Origin of the sequence: Thiomicrorhabdus xiamenensis (genome assembly GCF_013282625.1) — a bacterium.
Taxonomy (GTDB): domain Bacteria; phylum Pseudomonadota; class Gammaproteobacteria; order Thiomicrospirales; family Thiomicrospiraceae; genus Thiomicrorhabdus; species Thiomicrorhabdus xiamenensis.
In genome coordinates, this window is the sequence record NZ_CP054020.1 from 803,449 (window position 1) to 822,010 (window position 18,562).

17 protein-coding genes are annotated in these 18,562 nt (G+C 47.2%); 7 read left to right on the plus strand and 10 right to left on the minus strand.

Annotation, left to right across the window (positions count from 1 at the left end):
- Positions 1–83 precede the first annotated feature (83 nt).
- Positions 84–1,298: a bifunctional glutamate N-acetyltransferase/amino-acid acetyltransferase ArgJ gene (gene argJ / locus HQN79_RS03660; protein ID WP_173284337.1), complete on the plus strand. Its 1,215-nt coding sequence runs from the start codon at positions 84–86 to the stop codon at positions 1,296–1,298.
- 340 nt (positions 1,299–1,638) lie between these two features.
- Here the strand turns inward: argJ and hisC are convergent, their stop codons facing one another.
- Positions 1,639–2,697, minus strand: coding sequence for a histidinol-phosphate transaminase (hisC, locus tag HQN79_RS03665; RefSeq protein WP_173284338.1), 1,059 nt, complete (start codon positions 2,695–2,697; stop codon positions 1,639–1,641).
- Between the two features lie 96 nt (positions 2,698–2,793).
- On the opposite strand from hisC, the gene HQN79_RS03670 reads away from it, so the two are divergent.
- Both HQN79_RS03670 and HQN79_RS03675 read left to right on the plus strand, forming a co-directional pair.
- Entirely contained in the window at positions 2,794–3,732 is a 939-nt protein-coding gene (locus HQN79_RS03670) for a Nudix family hydrolase (protein WP_173284339.1), read from the plus strand.
- Between the two features lie 81 nt (positions 3,733–3,813).
- The gene (locus HQN79_RS03675; RefSeq protein ID WP_173284340.1) at positions 3,814–4,116 is read left to right on the plus strand and encodes a hypothetical protein; all 303 of its coding nucleotides are present in this window, start codon (positions 3,814–3,816) and stop codon (positions 4,114–4,116) included.
- Between the two features lie 133 nt (positions 4,117–4,249).
- Here HQN79_RS03675 and HQN79_RS03680 read toward each other — a convergent pair whose 3' ends face one another.
- The 9 genes from HQN79_RS03680 to HQN79_RS03720 all read right to left on the minus strand — a co-directional run bounded on the left by HQN79_RS03680 (position 4,250) and on the right by HQN79_RS03720 (position 13,094).
- Positions 4,250–4,543 (minus strand): hypothetical protein, encoded by a 294-nt coding sequence (locus HQN79_RS03680; RefSeq protein ID WP_173284341.1) that lies wholly within the window; start codon positions 4,541–4,543, stop codon positions 4,250–4,252.
- A 100-nt stretch (positions 4,544–4,643) separates the two neighbouring features.
- Positions 4,644–5,051: a GFA family protein gene (locus HQN79_RS03685; RefSeq protein WP_173284342.1), complete on the minus strand. Its 408-nt coding sequence runs from the start codon at positions 5,049–5,051 to the stop codon at positions 4,644–4,646.
- Positions 5,052–5,196: 145 nt separating this feature from the next.
- Positions 5,197–6,228 carry a hypothetical protein gene (locus HQN79_RS03690; protein ID WP_173284343.1) on the minus strand — a complete coding sequence of 344 codons (1,032 nt, stop codon included), beginning with the start codon at positions 6,226–6,228 and terminating at the stop codon, positions 5,197–5,199.
- Positions 6,229–6,309: 81 nt separating this feature from the next.
- Positions 6,310–8,409, minus strand: coding sequence for an ORC-CDC6 family AAA ATPase (locus tag HQN79_RS03695; RefSeq protein WP_173284344.1), 2,100 nt, complete (start codon positions 8,407–8,409; stop codon positions 6,310–6,312).
- A gap of 122 nt (positions 8,410–8,531) precedes the next feature.
- Positions 8,532–8,711 (minus strand): YozE family protein, encoded by a 180-nt coding sequence (locus HQN79_RS12190; RefSeq protein WP_173286937.1) that lies wholly within the window; start codon positions 8,709–8,711, stop codon positions 8,532–8,534.
- 165 nt (positions 8,712–8,876) lie between these two features.
- Complete coding sequence (locus HQN79_RS03705) at positions 8,877–9,551, minus strand: hypothetical protein (protein WP_173284345.1); 675 nt, start codon at positions 9,549–9,551, stop codon at positions 8,877–8,879.
- Between the two features lie 327 nt (positions 9,552–9,878).
- Positions 9,879–10,652, minus strand: coding sequence for an SDR family NAD(P)-dependent oxidoreductase (locus tag HQN79_RS03710; RefSeq protein ID WP_173284346.1), 774 nt, complete (start codon positions 10,650–10,652; stop codon positions 9,879–9,881).
- A 215-nt stretch (positions 10,653–10,867) separates the two neighbouring features.
- Positions 10,868–11,734, minus strand: a complete 867-nt coding sequence (locus HQN79_RS03715; RefSeq protein WP_173284347.1) for a tetratricopeptide repeat protein — start codon at positions 11,732–11,734, stop codon at positions 10,868–10,870.
- A 244-nt stretch (positions 11,735–11,978) separates the two neighbouring features.
- Positions 11,979–13,094 carry a pyridoxal-phosphate-dependent aminotransferase family protein gene (locus HQN79_RS03720; RefSeq protein WP_173284348.1) on the minus strand — a complete coding sequence of 372 codons (1,116 nt, stop codon included), beginning with the start codon at positions 13,092–13,094 and terminating at the stop codon, positions 11,979–11,981.
- Positions 13,095–13,187: 93 nt separating this feature from the next.
- Here HQN79_RS03720 and HQN79_RS03725 point away from each other — a divergent pair, with 93 nt between their 5' ends.
- The 4 genes from HQN79_RS03725 to HQN79_RS03740 are packed head-to-tail and all read left to right on the plus strand — an operon-like array spanning position 13,188 to position 18,505.
- Entirely contained in the window at positions 13,188–14,624 is a 1,437-nt protein-coding gene (locus HQN79_RS03725; protein ID WP_173284349.1) for an FAD-linked oxidase C-terminal domain-containing protein, read from the plus strand.
- The gene (locus HQN79_RS03730; protein WP_173284350.1) at positions 14,624–15,592 is read left to right on the plus strand and encodes an FAD-binding protein; all 969 of its coding nucleotides are present in this window, start codon (positions 14,624–14,626) and stop codon (positions 15,590–15,592) included. Before HQN79_RS03725 ends, HQN79_RS03730 begins: the two co-directional genes overlap by 1 nt.
- A gap of 6 nt (positions 15,593–15,598) precedes the next feature.
- Positions 15,599–16,804, plus strand: a complete 1,206-nt coding sequence (gene glcF / locus HQN79_RS03735) for a glycolate oxidase subunit GlcF (protein WP_173284351.1) — start codon at positions 15,599–15,601, stop codon at positions 16,802–16,804.
- A 21-nt stretch (positions 16,805–16,825) separates the two neighbouring features.
- On the plus strand, positions 16,826–18,505 hold the full coding sequence (locus tag HQN79_RS03740; RefSeq protein ID WP_173284352.1) for a formate--tetrahydrofolate ligase: 1,680 nt from the start codon (positions 16,826–16,828) through the stop codon (positions 18,503–18,505).
- Positions 18,506–18,562 lie beyond the last annotated feature (57 nt).

Here is an 18,562-nt window from a genome sequence, read left to right on the forward strand (position 1 = left end):
CTCAGTGGGTTTTTTAATTGGTCATTCGCAACGGGCGCATTACACGTCGCGCCTTAAAACGATTTCAAGTTGAAGGAATTATCATGAGTTCTCAACAGGTATTGAACATTCATCCGGTCGCCGGCGTTTATCTGGGTACGACCGCCGCTAAAATCAAGAAAAACGGTAAGTCGGATCTGGTGGTTATCGAACTGTGCAAAGGCGCGCTTACGGCGGCGACCTTTACCCAGAACGCTTTCTGCGCGGCTCCGGTAACGGTCGCCAAAGAAAACCTTGCCAAGCATGCACCGCGCGCTTTGGTCATTAATGCCGGTAATGCCAACGCCGGAACCGGAGAGCAGGGGATGAATGATGCAGTGGAAACCTGTGCACTGGTGGCCAAGGAACTGGGGTGCTCGCCTGAAGAAGTACTGCCGTTTTCGACCGGTGTCATCGGTGAAAACCTACCGATGGAAAAGTTTGCGGCGGGGATTCCGGATGCGATGGCGAATTTGAGCATTGATGGCTGGAAAGAGGCCGGTCATGCGATTATGACCACCGATTTGGTGTCTAAAATGGTCAGCCGCGTGATCGATATTAATGGCGCCAGTGTGACCCTGACCGGGATGGCGAAAGGTTCGGGCATGATTCACCCGAATATGGCAACCATGCTGGGCTTTGTCGCGACGGATGCGAAAATATCGCAGGAATGTCTGCAGAAAGCGCTGACCGATGCAGTCAATGTCAGCTTTAACCGTATTACCGTCGATGGCGATACTTCGACCAATGACGCCTGTACCCTGAGCGCGACGCAGCAGGCGGATATGGAAGAGATCACCGATAGTAATACCCTGAATTATCATGTGTTTGCCGAAGCGGTTAGCGAAATGATGACCGAACTGGCGCAGATGATTGTCCGCGACGGTGAAGGCGCGACCAAGTTTGTTTCGGTGATTGTCGAAGAAGCCAAAACCCAGGAAGAAGCTCTGAAAGTGGCGCATGCGGTCGCTTTGTCTCCGCTGGTCAAAACCGCGCTATTTGCTTCCGATCCGAACTGGGGACGTATCCTGGCGGCAGTCGGACGTGCCGGGGTTGAAGATCTGGATATTAACGCTTTGGAGATTTATCTGGGTGACGTTTGTATCGTCAGAAACGGCGGACGTGCAGAAGAATATACCGAGGCACAAGGGCAGGCGGTAATGGATAAAACCGATATCGATATCACCATCTGGTTGAATCGTGGTCCGGTGTATGAAACGGTGTGGACCACCGACTTCTCATACGACTACGTAAAGATCAATGCCGAGTATCGTTCTTAATCTTTTCGCTTTTCATCTTTGTACCGCAATTCAGCGGATTTGATATTTTCTTTCGATCTTTTCTTCCTTTCTTGCTTGTCCAAGAAAGGAAGCGAAAGAAAGACACCCCTGATCCATTCATTAAGAGTGACGAGCACTTAAATTTTGCGCGGCTTTAACTTGCTCGCTATGCGAGCTTCGAACAGTCACCGCCGCTCATGCAAAATTTTCGTTAAGTCACTCTAAAATTCATTTCAAAGGGGCCTTGGGCGTTTGCGGAAGCTCTTGGTGAATAAAGTAAAAAAGGGAGAAGGTTTTAAACCTTGCTCCCTTTTTTATTGCGTAGATCGTTGGAAGAAGATTAACCGATAATCTCTTTCAGCGCCGCGATCAATGCATCGTTTTCGGCATCGGTACCGATGGTAATACGCAGATACTGGTCGATACGCGGTTTATTGAAGTAGCGCACGATAATCTTGCGTTCACGCAGAGCCAGTGCGATCTCTTCGGCATCTTTGTTCGGATGGCTGGCAAAGATAAAGTTCGCCGCCGACGGGATTACTTTAAAGCCCATTTCGCTCATGGCCGACACCAGCGTTTCACGCGTACTGATAATCTTCTGGCAAGCATCCTGGAAATATTCTTCATCGGCAAAAGAGGCGCTTGCGCCGTACAGCGCCAGACGGTCGATTGGATAGGAATTAAAGCTGTTTTTAACGCGCTCCAGCGCTTCGATCAGATGCGCCTGTCCGATGGCAAAGCCGACGCGAATTCCGGCCAGAGAACGCGATTTGGATAGCGTCTGGATAACCAGCAGGTTAGGGTGCTCATTAACCAGAGCGATTGCGCTTTCGCCGCCGAAATCGATATAGGCTTCATCGACCACAACCACGCGGTTCGGATGCATTTCCAGCAGTTGTTTAATGACATCCAGAGGCAACAGGCGGCCGGTCGGTGCGTTCGGATTCGGGAAAATAATCCCGCCGCAATCGCGCTGATAGTCTTCGGCAATGATCTCGAAATCGTCATTCAGCGGAATGGTTTCGTAGTCTATATCGTACAGCCCGCAATACACCGGATAAAAACTGTAAGTGATATCCGGATAAAGCAGCGGCGCGTCCTGTTTCAGCAAGCCTTGGAAGCAGTGCGCCAGAACTTCATCGGAGCCGTTACCGACAAACACCTGATCGGTCTGCATGCCGTGGTAGTCGGCAATCGCCTGTTTCAGCAGATCGGAATTCGGATCCGGGTACAGACGCAGCTTTTCGTTGGTCTGCTCGTTAATCGCCGCCAAAACCATCGGAGAAGGAGGGTAAGGGTTCTCGTTGGTATTCAGTTTAATCAGGTTATCGACCTTAGGCTGTTCACCGGGAACATAAGGGGTGAGGCTGTGAACCAGCTGACTCCAGTATTGACTCATAAAATTCGGCTTTCGTTATGTTGGAAATGCTGCTTATTTTAGCCGAAAAAAATGCCTTACAATAGCGCTAGACAAAATGAATGGGATCTTAGTTCAATGCAAAAAACGTTTCTGGATATTGCTGTCGGTGTTCTGCGCTGTGAAAACGAAATCTGTCTGAGCTTACGGCAGAAGCATCAAAGCCATGCCGACCACTGGGAATTCCCCGGCGGAAAGGTCGAGGCCGGCGAGTCGATTGAACAAGCCTTAAAGCGCGAATTCATTGAAGAGCTGGGCGTTGAGACCGATAACTGGGAACCGCTAATCGAGATTCCGTGGCACTATGAAAAGGTTTCCGTTCGTTTGCATGTCTATCAGAGCTACGACTTTGACGGCACACCGCACGGTAAAGAGGGGCAGCTGGTACGCTGGTTCAATCAAACGGAGCTGAAAGCACTGACATTCCCGGAGGCTAATCAGGGCATACTGAGCGCTCTGGAACTGGGCGACCGTTATGCGATCAGCGGTAAGTTTTCCGATGTTGAGGATTTTTCGGCCAAACTGGCTAAGGTCCTGAACGACGGTATTAAATTGATTCAGCTGCGCGCCAAAGGGCTGGACGAAGCAGAAGTCGTCAAGTTGGCGCAGGAGAATATCGACGCGATCCATCAGGCGGGCGCCAAATTGATGCTCAACGGTACCCCGGAAATGCTGGGGCAAACTCAGGCGGACGGTATTCAACTGGCGTCCAATCAACTGTTTGCTTACGATGCGCGTCCGATTGCACAAGATAAACTGCTCGGCGCATCGACGCATAATCAGGAAGAGGTCGAACAGGCTCTGAAAATTGGTGCCGATTTTATTTTGCTCTCGCCGGTGCTGCCGACCGCGACCCATCCGGATATGGAAGCGCTCGGCTGGGATGTATTCAGGGAAATGGTCAAAGCCATTCCGGTGCCGGTCTTTGCTTTGGGCGGGATGAAAGCAGAGCGGTTAAATCAGGGCAAACAAAACGGTGCCCAAGGTATTGCCGCGATTTCCGAGTTTTGGAATTAAGTTATTGGTGTTATTAGCGACGCATTTGATTGCAAACGGAAATAGAAAAAATACATTGAACAAAGAACGGAATATGAAAAGATGACAAACGAAAAGCTAGATGAAATTGCAACTGAAGCCGTTGCCACTTTCCTGAAATTAAATTCAAAAGCGGTTGTAAGTGCAGGCGCTTTTAAAGACAAGCCGGATATGTGCACCATCGACTGTGCGCTTTCACAGAAACGCATCGTTCTGGGTTTTAATTCACTCGCAACACTGCAGGCGATACATCTTGTGATCGGAAGTTCCGAGACGGGGAATGTTGATGATGAGCAGAAGTTCGATCCGCAAGAATTCAATTCCGAGATCATTTTAAAATTGATGGAAGAGCATTTTTCTTCTTAAGACTGTCAGCACAACCCCACGTCATTCCCGTGTTCACACTCTTGGGTGTTGATCCCCTTGAATACTCGACAGAGGAATCGCTATTTCGCTTTACTCTGACTTCGGTTTTTTGATACCAAGTTTTGATGTTTGTTTATTTAGATGGGGCGGGGTGATCGACAGGTTTATTGCGATAAGCGATAATCATGGCAACGATAATGAAATCCAGCACCGCAGTGACCAGCAAGCCCAGTATCGATTGCACTTCAAAATACTTCTCGGTATAAACATACAGCCCAAGATTGGCAAAGCCGAATAACAGCCAGGTCGAAAGGCTGACACCGACCGCCGAGCGAACGACCGCAAGGCGGACAAGCTGAATAAAGGTCGCGGTCGGCAGTATCACCGCCGGAATCCAACCGGCTATGTCGGTAACTAATTCATTCAAATCCGTAATCCTTTTTTATTGAACTCCGTTGCAACGGCTCGACTCAATGGATGTTTACTTACCGATCTCCACTGAAGCCTATTTCATGATTCATCGCGATTTACTCTTCATTGGGCAAACGCTGATATTTTGGTACCGTTTCCAACGCTTCGTCCCAGTTAGCCTTACTTGAAATAAATAAATGCCCATCAGGTCGTTTGTCCAATGTGCAATCCAAACTTCCCGCGGGAACGACCAGAAGCCTTCCTTCCATTTGTACATTGGGAACTGCAGAGCCACATGTCATACAGAATGCTTTGATATGATTGGATTTCTTTACTTGAAATACTCGTACATTATTTTCGCCCTTTATCCATTCAAGTTTAGCTGTTGATGAAAACAAATTGGCAGCATGTGCAGAGCCTGTATCTTTCTGGCAGTACCGACAATGGCATAAATAGAAACTCTCAAATTCTCCTTCAACTTTGAATTGAACCGCTCCACACAAGCAGGATCCCAAATATTCCACTCTACTAAATCTCCAAAAAACAAACTGTTTGCATAAACTAATATTCTTTTCTCTCTATGGAGGTAACTTCAAGAAGTTTCAGACTGAAGCCACTAACGTTTAAGCTAACTAGCTGCGCACTAGCGCAGTCTGGTTTAGTGCATCGTTAGGCGGATTGATCCAATCCCAATATATCTTCTGTAGCCATTAAAATAGTGGAGGTGTCTTCAAGAAGGTCAAAAACTTCCTTTAAATTGAAGGTTTCATCTTGGGCAATAATTTTTTGACCTTTTTTGTTTATTGCATATCTGAACCCTTGAGAATCATGGTCAAGGGGTATTATTTTTTTTACTAATTTTTCTAAAGCATCTAGATACTTTTGTTCTTTTATCTTGCTAACACCTAATTCCTTTTTAGCACCCCTGTAGTGTGTTAGAAATGCTTGGTAAATAGTTTCTAAATCATGGGTGCCATTCAATTTGGCTAATAAATCATTACAATTTGATACTTTACTGAGCTGTTTTATGTTGTATTTAAGCCCAAGCTCTAAAAATTGCCTGATTAGAAATAGAAAAGGTAATGCTATGGCATCTTGATAAGCGTCAGATTTATATAATATGCTGGCGGCATCTTTATAATGCAGAGCGATTCTAAGTTCATTGCTACTAGATAGACCAATCAAGCTTTGTGTTCTTGCGTTAGATCGGTTCGGTTGAGTGTATCGTTGAATTTTGTTAGTTCTGTATTTATGTAATTCCTTATCGCCCTGGACTTTAAATAATCTTGAAATAAATAGAAATATGAATCCTATAAAAATAGCAATTAATTGTTTATACCAAAGTAAGTCTATATTTGTTCCAACCTCAAAGCCTATAAGAAAAAAAACAATTGAATATAAAATACTAAAAAAAGTTATGGTATAAAAATAACCTACAGAAAAATAGACAAAATATTTGTTGTTTAACAGCTTTTCATCGTATGGAGAAGAATTGACGTCCTTTAATTTCGCTTTACCAAAATTAAATATTTTTGTTAAATCTTTTTTAAACTTAGTTATAGGAACTGAATAATAGATATTAAAAAAAATGTATATGGTTGTTGAAACAAGAACTACTATTGCAGCCCAATTTGCAATCCAGCTGTATTCAGATTTTGCTACATACTCAAGTATAAATATAAAAAATTCTGACGTATCCAATTTTACTTTCCTTCGAAGCCTAATGCCTTAAACACCGGTGCAGCTAAGGTGCGTCCGAGTACTTTGACTTGTTAGCCCTATTTACTGATCCGGAACCTCAAGATTAGCCTTTTTTTCATCAGAAAAATAAGACTCTTCTGCCAAAGGGGTTATCCCAAAAACGCGTCTTCCACCAGCATTTGTATCACGACTCACTAAACCCTTGTCATGCAGAAAACGCCCCCGCTTTCCAACGAGTTGATATGAGCAGTCTAGTTCGCTAGCTATTTCAGCAGCGTACATTCCGTCTTTCTCGAGGTGTAATGACTGCAGGATCCCAAGCTCCGTTTCAGGAAGAAGTAGAGATCTATCTATTTGTCTTAATTCTTCTTCATACTTTCTAGACAAATTAACAACTTCGCAAACACCAGTTGTACACTCACGACAACGCATTTTGTTCCATTTAATCGCATCTAGATCTTCAAGCGCATATTTATGGCCACATTGTCCGCATATTATTTCTTGGTTGCTTGCCATATATCTCTGCAAAAGAGGAGAGTAATCAAATACACGTTCCACAAAGTACAGCCTAAACTCTCTCTTTCCGGTTGGACGCCCAAAACTGATTGTGTATTTTTGACACAATCCATAATTCAATGCATAGACCGTCACCTTTCTCCCATCTCTATCACTCATTTCATAGTACTTTGTGAGGAAAAAGTTTAACTCAAGTGTTCGCAAAATGGTTTCGAATGCAGGGGTTACATGGAAATGACTGGTCGGAGGCCTGCCATCTATAGCGTCAAATACGGAGGAGCTGTGTTGTCGTAGCTCTTTGGCACGGCTGACGAGAATTTCCAGAAGCTCTTTAAGGCCGTATATAGAAGACTTTTCCCCAAAAGATTCATGTAAAAACCTAGAGAGCGAAAAATAGCTTTCTATTTTGTCCTCATAGTATCTTCGTGCAGCTTGCTGGACTGACCTTACCCCAATTTTTTTATTGTACAGAAGGTGAGATTCATGGCAGTAATGCAATAGATATCCAATTATTCGAGGATTAGCCATTGAGGCATAAAAGATGACGCGCCATACTTCATCTGAATCCGTGTCAAAATAGTCCTCAACCTTTCCTGCCTTATATACCCTAACTCGGGTTTCAACTAAGCGCTTAACGAATTCAATTGCACTTTCCTCCATACTTGAAACATCAGAGGATCCATAGAGCTTAAATATATCCAAGTAGACTTCGTCAATTTTCGTTTTATCAATGTCACCATAAAATATTCGGCCTGGATATGCTGCCACCTTAAATTTAATAAACTCCTCCGACCAATTGTTTAGCGGCGCTAACAACAAGTTTACGACGACCTCCATCGCGTCTTCAGGTAGCTCTGAAAAATCATCCACTAGAATGTAAAGATTTCTCACGCCAAGATTAGAAAGAACTGACTTAATTTTTATAAGTAAATCTTTTATATTGAATATCTTTATAAGGATATCGGAATAGTTTATTTCTGATGAGGATTTTCCATCTTCAGATAACCTCGCTTCTGCACCCAGTTCTAAGGAAGTTAAATTTGCTTTTGCAGAAGCCTTCGTCTCATTTTCAAAGGAAAATTCATCTTGAGCAGTCTTGTCAACGGCTTTTACACCAAGAACGCTGACAAACTTATCATTGTCGATCTCATCTAAAAGATGATCGAGATCTTCGAATATCTCTGCAACGTTTCCAGAAAAAGCTTCTTTTATTGTTTCCCAGAATGAGCCTTCTGTCCTTTTCACGAGCTCACTTTTAATTTCTCTCACTAAAGAAACAATGAAGGATTTTAGTAAAAGAATTCTTTCGATTTCATTTTTAGGGAGAGACGAGGGCTGACTCGAAATTTTCTCAAACAGCGAATTGTCAACCTGCGAAGACTCATAAATTGTCTTGATATCCAGATACGCTGATGTCTTCTTTTTGTCTTTGTTCAACTCATATTGAAGTCTTTGGAATATTGTAGATTTTCCCGTTCCCTTTCTTCCTATAATAAATGTCGTGTTTGGCCTTAGTACTGTTTCGAATATATAGTCATTAGGCAGTGGATCAACATATAGCTTTTTCACTACCTCAGCGTTATCTTCATGGCCTGGGAGTTCGGCCCGCCGATAGAGTTTTAATGACTGAACAGCGTCATGAAATTTTTTAAGTTTTTCTGCCATATGAATTACCAATTTCTTTTTAAGGCTAACGTTTAAGCTAAGCGGCCGTGCGTCAGTTCGGTCAGGTTTAGTGCTTTATTAGCGCCTGTTATTTCTAAAATATTTGATTCGGAATATTGTTTCTATGCATCTTCTAAGGCTTGGATAACAGAATCATTAACAGAGTTTTGAACTAAATATTGTTTAAACGGTTCAATTGTTGATCCTGCTCTAGGGAAATCAATATCTCTTTTAACATCCTTTGCAAGATCTCCAATTGGGGGATTTTTATCGACTTGTTTTTTTAACCAAACATAAAAAATGCTTGGCTGGTGTTTCTCTTTGAGTCATGAAATCTCCAGCTAATTTTCTAGGTTGAGCTTGATGGTATAAAGTTATCTACATTTAAGGTATTGCATTTAAAGTCCTAAAGCAGGTGGTAATTGGTTCCAGTGGCAAAGTGTAGTTGGCGTCCCGTTGACCACCTTTTAAGCCTTTCCTCCAACTTTATTCAAAATTTTTGAGAACATTGGATCTAACCTATCGTTGCTACTAAGTCTGACACGAAGTAAAGGAAGCACCTCTTTAAGAGCTTCTACATTAACAGTTGCCTCGTTATTATCGTTACTTTTCATGCATAATCTTAGAGCATCTAGTATAGCTTGCTCATGAGAAATCTGATTTATGTTATGGCGATACAAATCCACAAGAAATTTAATGTAGAAAACCACAAAAAAAGAAAAAACTAAAAACAAAACTCTTTTTGAAGAAAAGTGGGAATCAGCTATTGCGTACTTCCGCTCATTGAATGCATTTGCGAAACCATCAATGGAGCTTGCAACACCTTTAGACTCCTGAGCCAAAGCGGTCAGGTTGTTTTTTATACCTGCGCTGACTACGCTTGAACTGATTTCATCTGAGCGCTCTGAAAGCAGTGATTCAATATGAGCAGTGCTTTCTTTGAATTCATCTTTTAGGCGCCAGATTTCATCGTCAAAGTACTTTAAATACTCTGGTTCGTTATTGAACAAGCTATCGAAAGAAAATGCCAAGCCAGCTGTTCCAAATGCTACAGCAATTATCTGGAACATGAGCAGAGAAGAGACTACAGACTTGTTTCTCAGCCGCTTCTTCAGATCCCTAATGTAATCATCTAGGTTCAAAGTCCCTCCTTGTAGGCTTAACGCTCGGCTTCACCGGATCGCGGAGCGGGAATAAACGGGTCAGAGTAAAATTAAATCTGATTTTCAATATCAATACTTTGATGCCAAATACGGATAATATCAATACTATACTGCGCGGGTTGATAGACGATCAAGTGATGATCATGATGGTAAAGCCTGACGTTAGGTGTCTATTCCTTATTGATTCTACCCATTTCAGGCGTGGAGGTTAGGAGTTCAAAGGTAGCAGTCTGTTTGTCAATATAGAAAATCGTTTGATAGGTTCCTCTGTGGTATTTCTTTGGCATAGATGGCCGATAGAGCTGCTTACTCTTGATGCAAATGATAGGGGCTGCGTTGCGCGGTCGGCATCATATCGACTTTCTGGATATTGACATGGGCGGGCGCGTTCAAAATATAGACGATCATATCGGCGACGTCTTCGGCCAGTAGCGGCTGAAAGCCCTGGTAAACCGAATCGGCCTTGTCTCTGTCGCCGTGGAAGCGCACTTCGGAGAATTCAGTATTGGCTGCGCCGGGGGCGAGAGTACAGACACGGATGCCGGTGCCGGTCAGATCGATGTTCATCGCCTGCCCCAAGGTATGCACCGCCGATTTGGTGGCGCAATAGACATTGCCGTTCGGGTAGGTGGTGTTGCCGGCCATAGAGCCGATATTAATAATATGCCCCTGATTGCGTTCTTTCATTTTCGGCAGCACAGTACGGCTGACATACAACAAGCCTTTGAGGTTGGTGTCGATCATCTTCTCCCAATCCTCCAGATCGCCATCGACAATTGACCCCAGCCCTGATGCCAGCCCGGCATTGTTAATCAGAATATCCACCGGTGTCTGTTGCATGATTTTTTCCAGTTCGCTTTTTACCCCATCATACTTTCTGACATCCAGAGCGAGGGTCTGAATGGTCAGTTTCGGGTACTGTTGGCTTAACTCTTCTGACAAGGCTTGGAGCCGTTCTTCTCTGCGCCCCAGCAGGATCAGATTGACTTGCATTGCGGCCAGCGCGTGTGCGGTGGCCAGTCCAAAGCCGGAGGTTGCGCCGGTAATCAGTGCGGTTTTGTTTTGAATGCGGTTTTTCATGCGTCGGTTTCTGTAGTCGATTTGTGTAATGGGTTTTAGGTGATGATTACTGAATTATCGATAGCTGTCGCTAAGTTGCAAGTCTGTTGCGATCTGAGTTTGGCTGCGGTGAGAAATAAAAAAGCCTCCGGCAGGTATCCTGCGGAGGCGAACTTAGCGAAAACTCAGGAACAGCTTCCCGAAAGAGATGAATAGTGAATCGGTAAATAGAGCGTTTAGGCGACGGCGTTCCCCATGCGGGTACGGTATTTTTTCACCAGTTCCGGTTCGCTCTGCGAAAGGTTGGATAGCAGATAGCTAATCATTTCGCGCGCGGCACCGTCTTTGTAATTCGGGTTTTGGTCGAAAATAGCAAACAGCGACTCTAAAGCGCCCTGGTAGTCGTATTCGGTCACCAGACAGATCGACAGATCAAAATAGGCATCGAAATCCAAAGGATCTTTATCCAATCGGGCCAGAAGCGCATCGCGACCGTCGGTTTTGGCGGCCAGCTCTTTAAAGGTAATCTGGCCAATAATGGTTCGACCGGTATCACTGGCGCGGTCTTTTTCCGGCAGACGATTAAACAGCGCTTTGGCTTCTTCGACTTCGTCAATGTCCAGCATGACCTGCACCATATCCAGCGCGACTTGGGTGTTGCCCGGATCGGCTTGAATGGCTTGGGTAAGCAGCTGGATTGCGCCGGCAAAATCGCCGGTCGAGTGTTTTGCACGCGCCTGCTCACGCAGTTCGTCGGAAGCACGGGAAATCCCCAGGCTTTTGAGCATTTCCAACTGCTCTTCTTTGGCCATCTTGCCTTCTTCGGTACGAATCAATTTACCGTCTTTAAAAACCTTGATCGTCGGCAGGTTGGTGATCTCATACTCTTGGGCCAGCTCCGGCTGTTCGTCGATATCCACCTTGGCAAAAATAAACTGTCCGGCATAGTAATGAGCAAGTTCCGTCAATTCCTGTTCCAGCGTGATACACGGACCGGAATAGACGCCTAAGAATTCCACAATGACTGGAACCTTGTGCGAGTTAAGCAATACCAACTCATTGAATTTTTGCTGGTTTACCTCAAAAACGTAACCTTGACTCATCTTCTTACCTCGTTAAACCAAATGAATGTTTTGAACAGAATTATAGAGATTGGAAGGTAAATTTGGATAAGGAGTTATTAAGCTGAATATAACGATTTATTATGATTGTGGGTTTATTTGCTTACATGAATAGATATTTGTAATGATTTTACGATGGGCATAAAAAAAGCCGCATCCGATAAACCGGACACGGCATCTTAACGGTCGCAGAAACTGCTGGCGCAGCTTGGCGATTACTTTACGATTATTTGCCTAGTACGGCTTTCAGTGCCGCAATACAGAACAGCACTTTTTCTTTCTTGCAGGTTTCACCCATCAGACCGATACGCCAGACTTTACCGGCAAAGTCGCCCAGACCGGCACCGATTTCAAGGTTGTATTCGTTAAGCAGCTTGCCGCGGATTTCCGCATCGTCGAAACCTTCCGGAATCCATACCGAGTTCAACTGTGGCAGACGCTGATCTTCCGGAACAACAAAGTTGATGCCCATCGATTCAAGACCGGCTTTAAGTTCCTGATGCAGGTCGGCGTGACGTTTCCACGCATTTTCCAGACCTTCGTCTTTCAGCATAACCAGAGACTCATGCAATGCATACAGGGTGTTGACCGGTGCAGTATGGTGATAAGCACGCTTCTGACCGCCGCCCCAGTAACCCATAACCAGATTCAGATCCAGGAACCAGCTCGGTACTTTAGTGGCACGGTTGCGGACTTTATCCAACGCTTTTTCAGAGAAAGAGATCGGCGAGATACCCGGTACGCAAGACAGACATTTTTGCGTTCCGGAGTAGATCGCATCGATTCCCCACTCGTCAACGCGAAGCTCAACACCGCCGAGTGAAGTTACCGCATCAACGATGGTCAGGCAGTCGTGCTTGCGAGCGATTTCACAGATGGTTTTCGCATCGGAGCAGGCACCGGTTGAGGTTTCGGCGTGAACGAATGCAACGATTTTCGCATCCGGGTTGGCCGCACAGGCTTCTTCGACTTTAGCCGGAGTGACGGCCGTTCCCCAGTCGTCAGCGACAACGATCGCTTCACCGCCGAAACGTTCGATGTTCTCTTTCATACGCATACCGAAAACACCGTTGATACAGACGATGACTTTGTCGCCCGGCTCAACCAGGTTAACAAAACAGGTTTCCATCCCCGCGGAACCTGGAGCCGAAACTGGCATAGTCAGTTCGTTTTCGGTCTGGAACGCGTATTTCAGCAACTCTTTAACCTCATCCATCATGCCGACAAAGGCCGGATCAAGGTGACCAATCGTTGGGCGAGCCATCGCTTGCAGTACACGAGGGTGAATATCCGATGGGCCGGGGCCCATGAGTGTACGAATAGGTGGGTTAAATGATTGCATAGATAATCCTCTATAGGAAATTAAAAAATGTTATGAGAAAGTTGATTGGTCTCAATTATAATGGCATTCCTTGAAGAGATACAAGAGATAAAAATGCGCGTTGTTGAAGCCCTAAAAAATGCCCTGCCAAAGGGGTGTGTGCTGGCCTCGGACGAGGAGTGCCGCCCCTATGAGTGCGACGCTCTGTCTGCGTACCGGGAGAAGCCTCTTGCAGTTGCTTTACCGGAAACGGTCGAGCAGGTGAAAGAAGTTTTGCGTATCTGTAAAGCGCACGGCACGCCGGTGATTACCCGTGGTTCCGGAACCGGATTGGCGGGGGGAACTTTGCCGTTGCAGGACGGAATTATTCTCGGCTTGTCGAAGTTGAACAAGATTCTCAAAGTTGACCCCTTGCAGCGCATCGCTGTCGTTCAACCGGGCGTGCGCAATATTCAGGTCTCTGAAGCGGTTGAACCGCACGGACTGTATTATGCGCCGGACCCGTCGTCGCAGATCGCCTGTTCGATCGGCGGCAACGTCGCGGAAAACTCCGGCGGCGTGCACTGTCTTAAATATGGTCTGACTGTGCATAATGTGACTTCGATCCGGGTTTTGAATATGGACGGCGAAGAGTATGTTTTCGATGAAAAAGACGACGGCGTCGATCTTTTGGCGTTGCTGAACGGTTCGGAAGGGCTGTTGGGGGTGATCGTTGAAATCAAGCTGAAACTGCTGCCGAAACCGGATGCGGCTCAGCTGGTCATGGCCGCTTTCCAATCGGTGACCGAATGTGCCGACGCGGTAACCGCCGTGCTGGAGCAGGGGATTATCCCGGCCGGTCTGGAGATGATGGACAAGTTCTCGATCCAGGCGGCGGAAGATTTTGCCAAGGTCGGTTATCCGACCGATGCCGAAGCGCTGCTGTTGTGCGAAGTGGACGGCAGCTTCGATCAGGTTCAGGTTGATGCCAAGCGTGTCGCCGATATTCTGACTTCCAAAGGGGCTTACGAAATCAAGGTGTCGCAGAGCGAGCGCGAGCGTATCGCTTTGTGGCAGGGGCGCAAGAACGCTTTCCCGGCAGTCGGGCGCTATTCGCCGGACTACTATTGTATGGATGGCACCATTCCACGCAGCAAACTGGCGTATGTTCTGGAAGAGATCAAGAAGATGTCGGAACGATACGGGCTGCGTGTGGCGAACGTTTTTCACGCCGGTGACGGTAATCTGCACCCGCTGATTCTGTATGATGCGAATAAGCCGGGCGAGCTGGAGCAGACCGAGAAATTCGGTGGCGAGATTTTGAATCTGTGTGTCGATGTCGGCGGAACCATTACCGGCGAGCACGGTGTCGGCGTGGAGAAACTGAACTCCATGTGTCACCAGTATCACGGCCACGAACTGGAAATCTTCCACGGGATTAAAGAGGTGTTTGACGATACCGGTCTGCTTAATCCGGGCAAGGCGGTGCCGACGCTGCACCGCTGTGCGGAACTGGGGCATATGCATGTGCATAACGGACAACTGCCGTTTGGTCATCTGGAGCGTTTTTAATGGAACAGAGATTTAAGCAAATGGCCGAGCAGATCAAGGATGCGGCGGCCGAGAATAAAACTTTGCAGATTGTCGGCGGCGGCTCCAAGGTGCCTTTGTACGACGACGCCGAAGTGCTGTCGATGGAAGGCTACTCCGGGGTGCTTTCGTATGAGCCGTCCGAGTTGGTGATAACGGTTCGTGCCGGAACGACGCTGGAAGAATTGCATCAGGTGCTGGCGGAAAAGAACCAGATGGTTGCTTTCGAACCGCCGGAATACGGTAATTCGACGATTGGCGGGACTTATGCCTGCGCCTTGACCGGCCCGGCGAAACCGTTTCGCGGCAAGCTTCGCGACTATGTTCTCGGTACCAAACTGCTGGACGGTCAGGGGCGTGAACTGAATTTCGGCGGCAAAATGATTAAGAACGTTGCCGGTTACGATGTCTCGCGTATGTTGGCGGGATCGAAAGGTTCCATGGCGCTGGTAACGGAAATGAGTCTGAAGGTGATGCCGCTGGTCGAAGAGGTGACCTACCGCATCGAGATGCCGGAGTGTGACGCGATTGTCTTAATGAATAAGATGGCGGGAACTTCACTGCCGATGTCGGGCGGCGCATATTATCAGGGGCATTTCTATTACCGTGTTATGGGCGAGCATCCGAAACAGACCAACCGTGTCGGTGTGGAAGCGGTCGATAATTCGATCTGGAAAATCCTTAATCCGTTTAAGCCGAAGCTGGAGCCGGGTCAGAAACTGTGGCGTCTTGATGTCGAGAGCACCAACCCTTGTATCGATGGCACCATCGCTGTCGGTATGGGTGGGACGCGTCGCTGGGTGGCCAGTGAACACAAGCCGGATCATCCTTATGTTACCCTTTGGGATGACCGTTTTCTGCCGCGCCATAACGATGGTAAGGGCGTGAAGAAGATCAAACAGGGCTTAAAGAAAGTCTTTGACCCGCATCATGTGTTTAAGGACTTGTAGAGAACTATGCAAACGAATTTGCCTAAAGATTTACTGGCGACCGAGACGGGGAAAACCGCCGATAAAATTCTGCGTAACTGCGTGCATTGCGGATTCTGTCTTTCGGCCTGCCCGACCTACGGACTGATCGGCGACGAACTGGATTCGCCGCGCGGGCGTATCTATCTGATTAAGAGCGCGCTGGAAGGTAACGAGATTTCGGCGAATTCGCTCGATCATCTGGATCGTTGTCTGACCTGCCGTTCCTGTGAGACGACCTGTCCGTCGGGAGTGGAATACGGACACCTGCTGGATATCGGCCGTGAGGTGATTGAAGAGGCGAGTCCGCGTAAACCCTGGGAGCGTCTGATCCGTTACGCCGTGCGTAAAAGCCTGACGACCCCGTGGTTCTTTAATCTGAGTATCAAGATGATGCCGTTTCTGCGTCATTCCAAAGCGATCAAGTTTACGGTCGAAGAGCTGGCACTGAAACAGGAGTTGCAGGATCGGGCAGATGCGATTGAGCATTCGGTTCTGTTGGTTTCAGGTTGCGTTCAACCGGCTTTGGCACCGAATATCAATCAGGCCAGTATCAAGGTCTTGAATAAGCTTGGATTCAATGTCATCGAAACGCCGCAGTCGCAGTGTTGCGGCGCGGTCGAGCACCACCTTTCCGGGCATAAGGATGCCTTGAAGCAGGTGAAAACCAATGTCGACGCCTGGTGTGCCTATCTGGATAAAGGGGCCAAGGCGATTATCTCCAATGCCAGCGGTTGTGGCGTGATGATAAAAGATTATGCGCATCTGCTGCGTGAAGATCAGGCGTATGCGGCAAAAGCGCGTCGCGTGGTCGAGGCGACATATGACATTTCGGAATTTTTATTGAAACAGGATCTGTCGATTTTCACCCATTTCGACAATCAGAAGATTACTTTCCACTCTCCGTGCACTTTGCAACACGGCCAAAAGCTCCAGGGAGTAGTGGAAGAGACTCTGCGTAAACTGGGTTATCGCGTTAACCACGTTCAGGATGCCCATTTATGCTGCGGTTCAGCGGGAACTTACTCTATTTTCCAGCCGGAACTGTCTAAAAAACTAAGAAACAACAAGCTAGAGAATCTGTTGGCGCATAAACCGGAACTGGTTGTTACCGCCAATATCGGCTGTCTGATGCATCTGCAGAAGGGCACGAAAACACCGGTTAAACACTGGATCGAACTCTTTAGCGAGTAAATTTACGAGGAGCTTTTAATTATGTCGGATATTGAAATTGCCCAAGCGGCGAAAATGCAACCGATTATCCAACTGGCAGAGGAAAAATTCGGGATTCCGGCTGAGCATCTGGACCCTTACGGGCACTATAAGGCGAAACTCTCATTGGAGTATTTTGACGACCTGTCGCATCAGCATGGTGAAGAGGGCAAGCTGATTCTGGTCACGGCGATCAGTCCGACACCAGCCGGGGAAGGGAAAACCACCACCACGGTCGGTCTGGGCGATGCGTTGAACCGTCTCGGTAAAAAAACCATGATCTGTCTGCGTGAACCGTCATTAGGGCCTTGTTTCGGTATGAAAGGCGGGGCGGCCGGCGGTGGTTATTCGCAGGTTGTGCCGATGGAAGACATTAACCTGCACTTTACCGGTGATTTCCATGCGATCGGCGTAGCGCATAATCTGCTGGCGGCGATGATCGATAACCATATCAATCACGGCAACGCGCTGGATATCGACCCGCGTCGTATCAAGTGGAAGCGTGTCGTGGATATGAACGACCGCGCCTTGCGTGAAATCACCGTCGGTCAGGGCGGCCCGGCCAACGGTTATCTGCGCGAGGACGGGTTTGATATTGTGGTCGCTTCCGAAGTTATGGCGATCTTGTGTCTGGCGACCAATCGTGCCGATCTGAAAGAGCGCTTGGGACGAATCATTATCGGTTACAAAACCGACCGCGTAACGCCGGTTTATGCCAGCGACCTGAAAGCGCACGGCGCTATGGCGGCACTTTTGAAAGACGCCATTAAACCGAACATCGTACAGACGCTGGAAAACAATCTGGCGATCGTGCATGGCGGACCTTTCGCCAATATCGCGCACGGCTGTAACTCGGTCACGGCGACCAAAACCGCTTTGAAGCTGGCGGACTATGCGGTTACCGAAGCCGGTTTCGGAGCCGATCTGGGGGCGGAAAAATTCCTCAGCATCAAATGCCGTTCGGCGAAATTGAAACCTTCGGCGGTGGTGCTGGTGGCAACCGTTCGCGCGTTGAAATACCACGGCGGTATTGAGAAAGATCACCTGAATCAGGAAAATCTGGCAGCCCTGGAGAAAGGGTTCGTCAATCTTGAGCGCCATATTCACAATGTGACGGTGAATTACGGCCTGCCGGCGGTGGTGTGTATCAATCATTTCACCTACGACTCGGACGATGAAACCGATCTGTTGATCAAGAAGTGCGAAGCTTTAGGCGTCAAGTGCGTGGTGTCCAAGCATTGGGCCGAAGGCGGTGCTGGAGCGGAAGAGCTGGCCGAAGCGGTGTTGAATATCGTCGATAACCGCGAACCGGGCTTCGAGTATGTATACGATATCAATACGCCGATCTGGGATAAGATTGAAACCATCGCCACCAAACTTTACGGCGCTTCGGGGATTTCGGCCAATGCCAAGGTGAAAGCGGAGATCGAGCGTCTTCAGGAACACTACGGCGATCTGCCGATCTGTATGGCTAAGACGCAAATGTCTTTCTCGACCGAGCCGTCTGCTAAAGGCGCGCCTTCCGGGCATACTGTCGAGATTACCGATATCAAACTGGAAAACGGTGCCGGTTTCATTGTTGCCATTGCCGGCAATATGATGACCATGCCGGGCTTGCCGAAAGTTCCAACCGCAGAGAAAATTGATATTGACGATCTTGGGGTGATTACCGGTCTGTTTTAACAGAACACTTCGGTTTTTATCATTCAAAGTCCTGTTTGCTTATAAGCTTGCAGGACT

Excerpts from the sequence above, each read along its gene's own strand:
- argJ (WP_173284337.1), top strand. The coding sequence starts at position 84 with ATGAGTTCTCAACAGGTATTGAACATTCATCCGGTCGCCGGCGTTTAT.
- hisC (WP_173284338.1), bottom strand. The coding sequence starts at position 2,697 with ATGAGTCAATACTGGAGTCAGCTGGTTCACAGCCTCACCCCTTATGTT.
- HQN79_RS03670 (WP_173284339.1), top strand. The coding sequence starts at position 2,794 with ATGCAAAAAACGTTTCTGGATATTGCTGTCGGTGTTCTGCGCTGTGAA.
- HQN79_RS03675 (WP_173284340.1), top strand. The coding sequence starts at position 3,814 with ATGACAAACGAAAAGCTAGATGAAATTGCAACTGAAGCCGTTGCCACT.
- HQN79_RS03695 (WP_173284344.1), bottom strand. The coding sequence starts at position 8,409 with ATGGCAGAAAAACTTAAAAAATTTCATGACGCTGTTCAGTCATTAAAA.
- HQN79_RS03710 (WP_173284346.1), bottom strand. The coding sequence starts at position 10,652 with ATGAAAAACCGCATTCAAAACAAAACCGCACTGATTACCGGCGCAACC.
- HQN79_RS03715 (WP_173284347.1), bottom strand. The coding sequence starts at position 11,734 with ATGAGTCAAGGTTACGTTTTTGAGGTAAACCAGCAAAAATTCAATGAG.
- HQN79_RS03720 (WP_173284348.1), bottom strand. The coding sequence starts at position 13,094 with ATGCAATCATTTAACCCACCTATTCGTACACTCATGGGCCCCGGCCCA.
- HQN79_RS03725 (WP_173284349.1), top strand. The coding sequence starts at position 13,188 with ATGCGCGTTGTTGAAGCCCTAAAAAATGCCCTGCCAAAGGGGTGTGTG.
- HQN79_RS03730 (WP_173284350.1), top strand. The coding sequence starts at position 14,624 with ATGGAACAGAGATTTAAGCAAATGGCCGAGCAGATCAAGGATGCGGCG.
- glcF (WP_173284351.1), top strand. The coding sequence starts at position 15,599 with ATGCAAACGAATTTGCCTAAAGATTTACTGGCGACCGAGACGGGGAAA.
- HQN79_RS03740 (WP_173284352.1), top strand. The coding sequence starts at position 16,826 with ATGTCGGATATTGAAATTGCCCAAGCGGCGAAAATGCAACCGATTATC.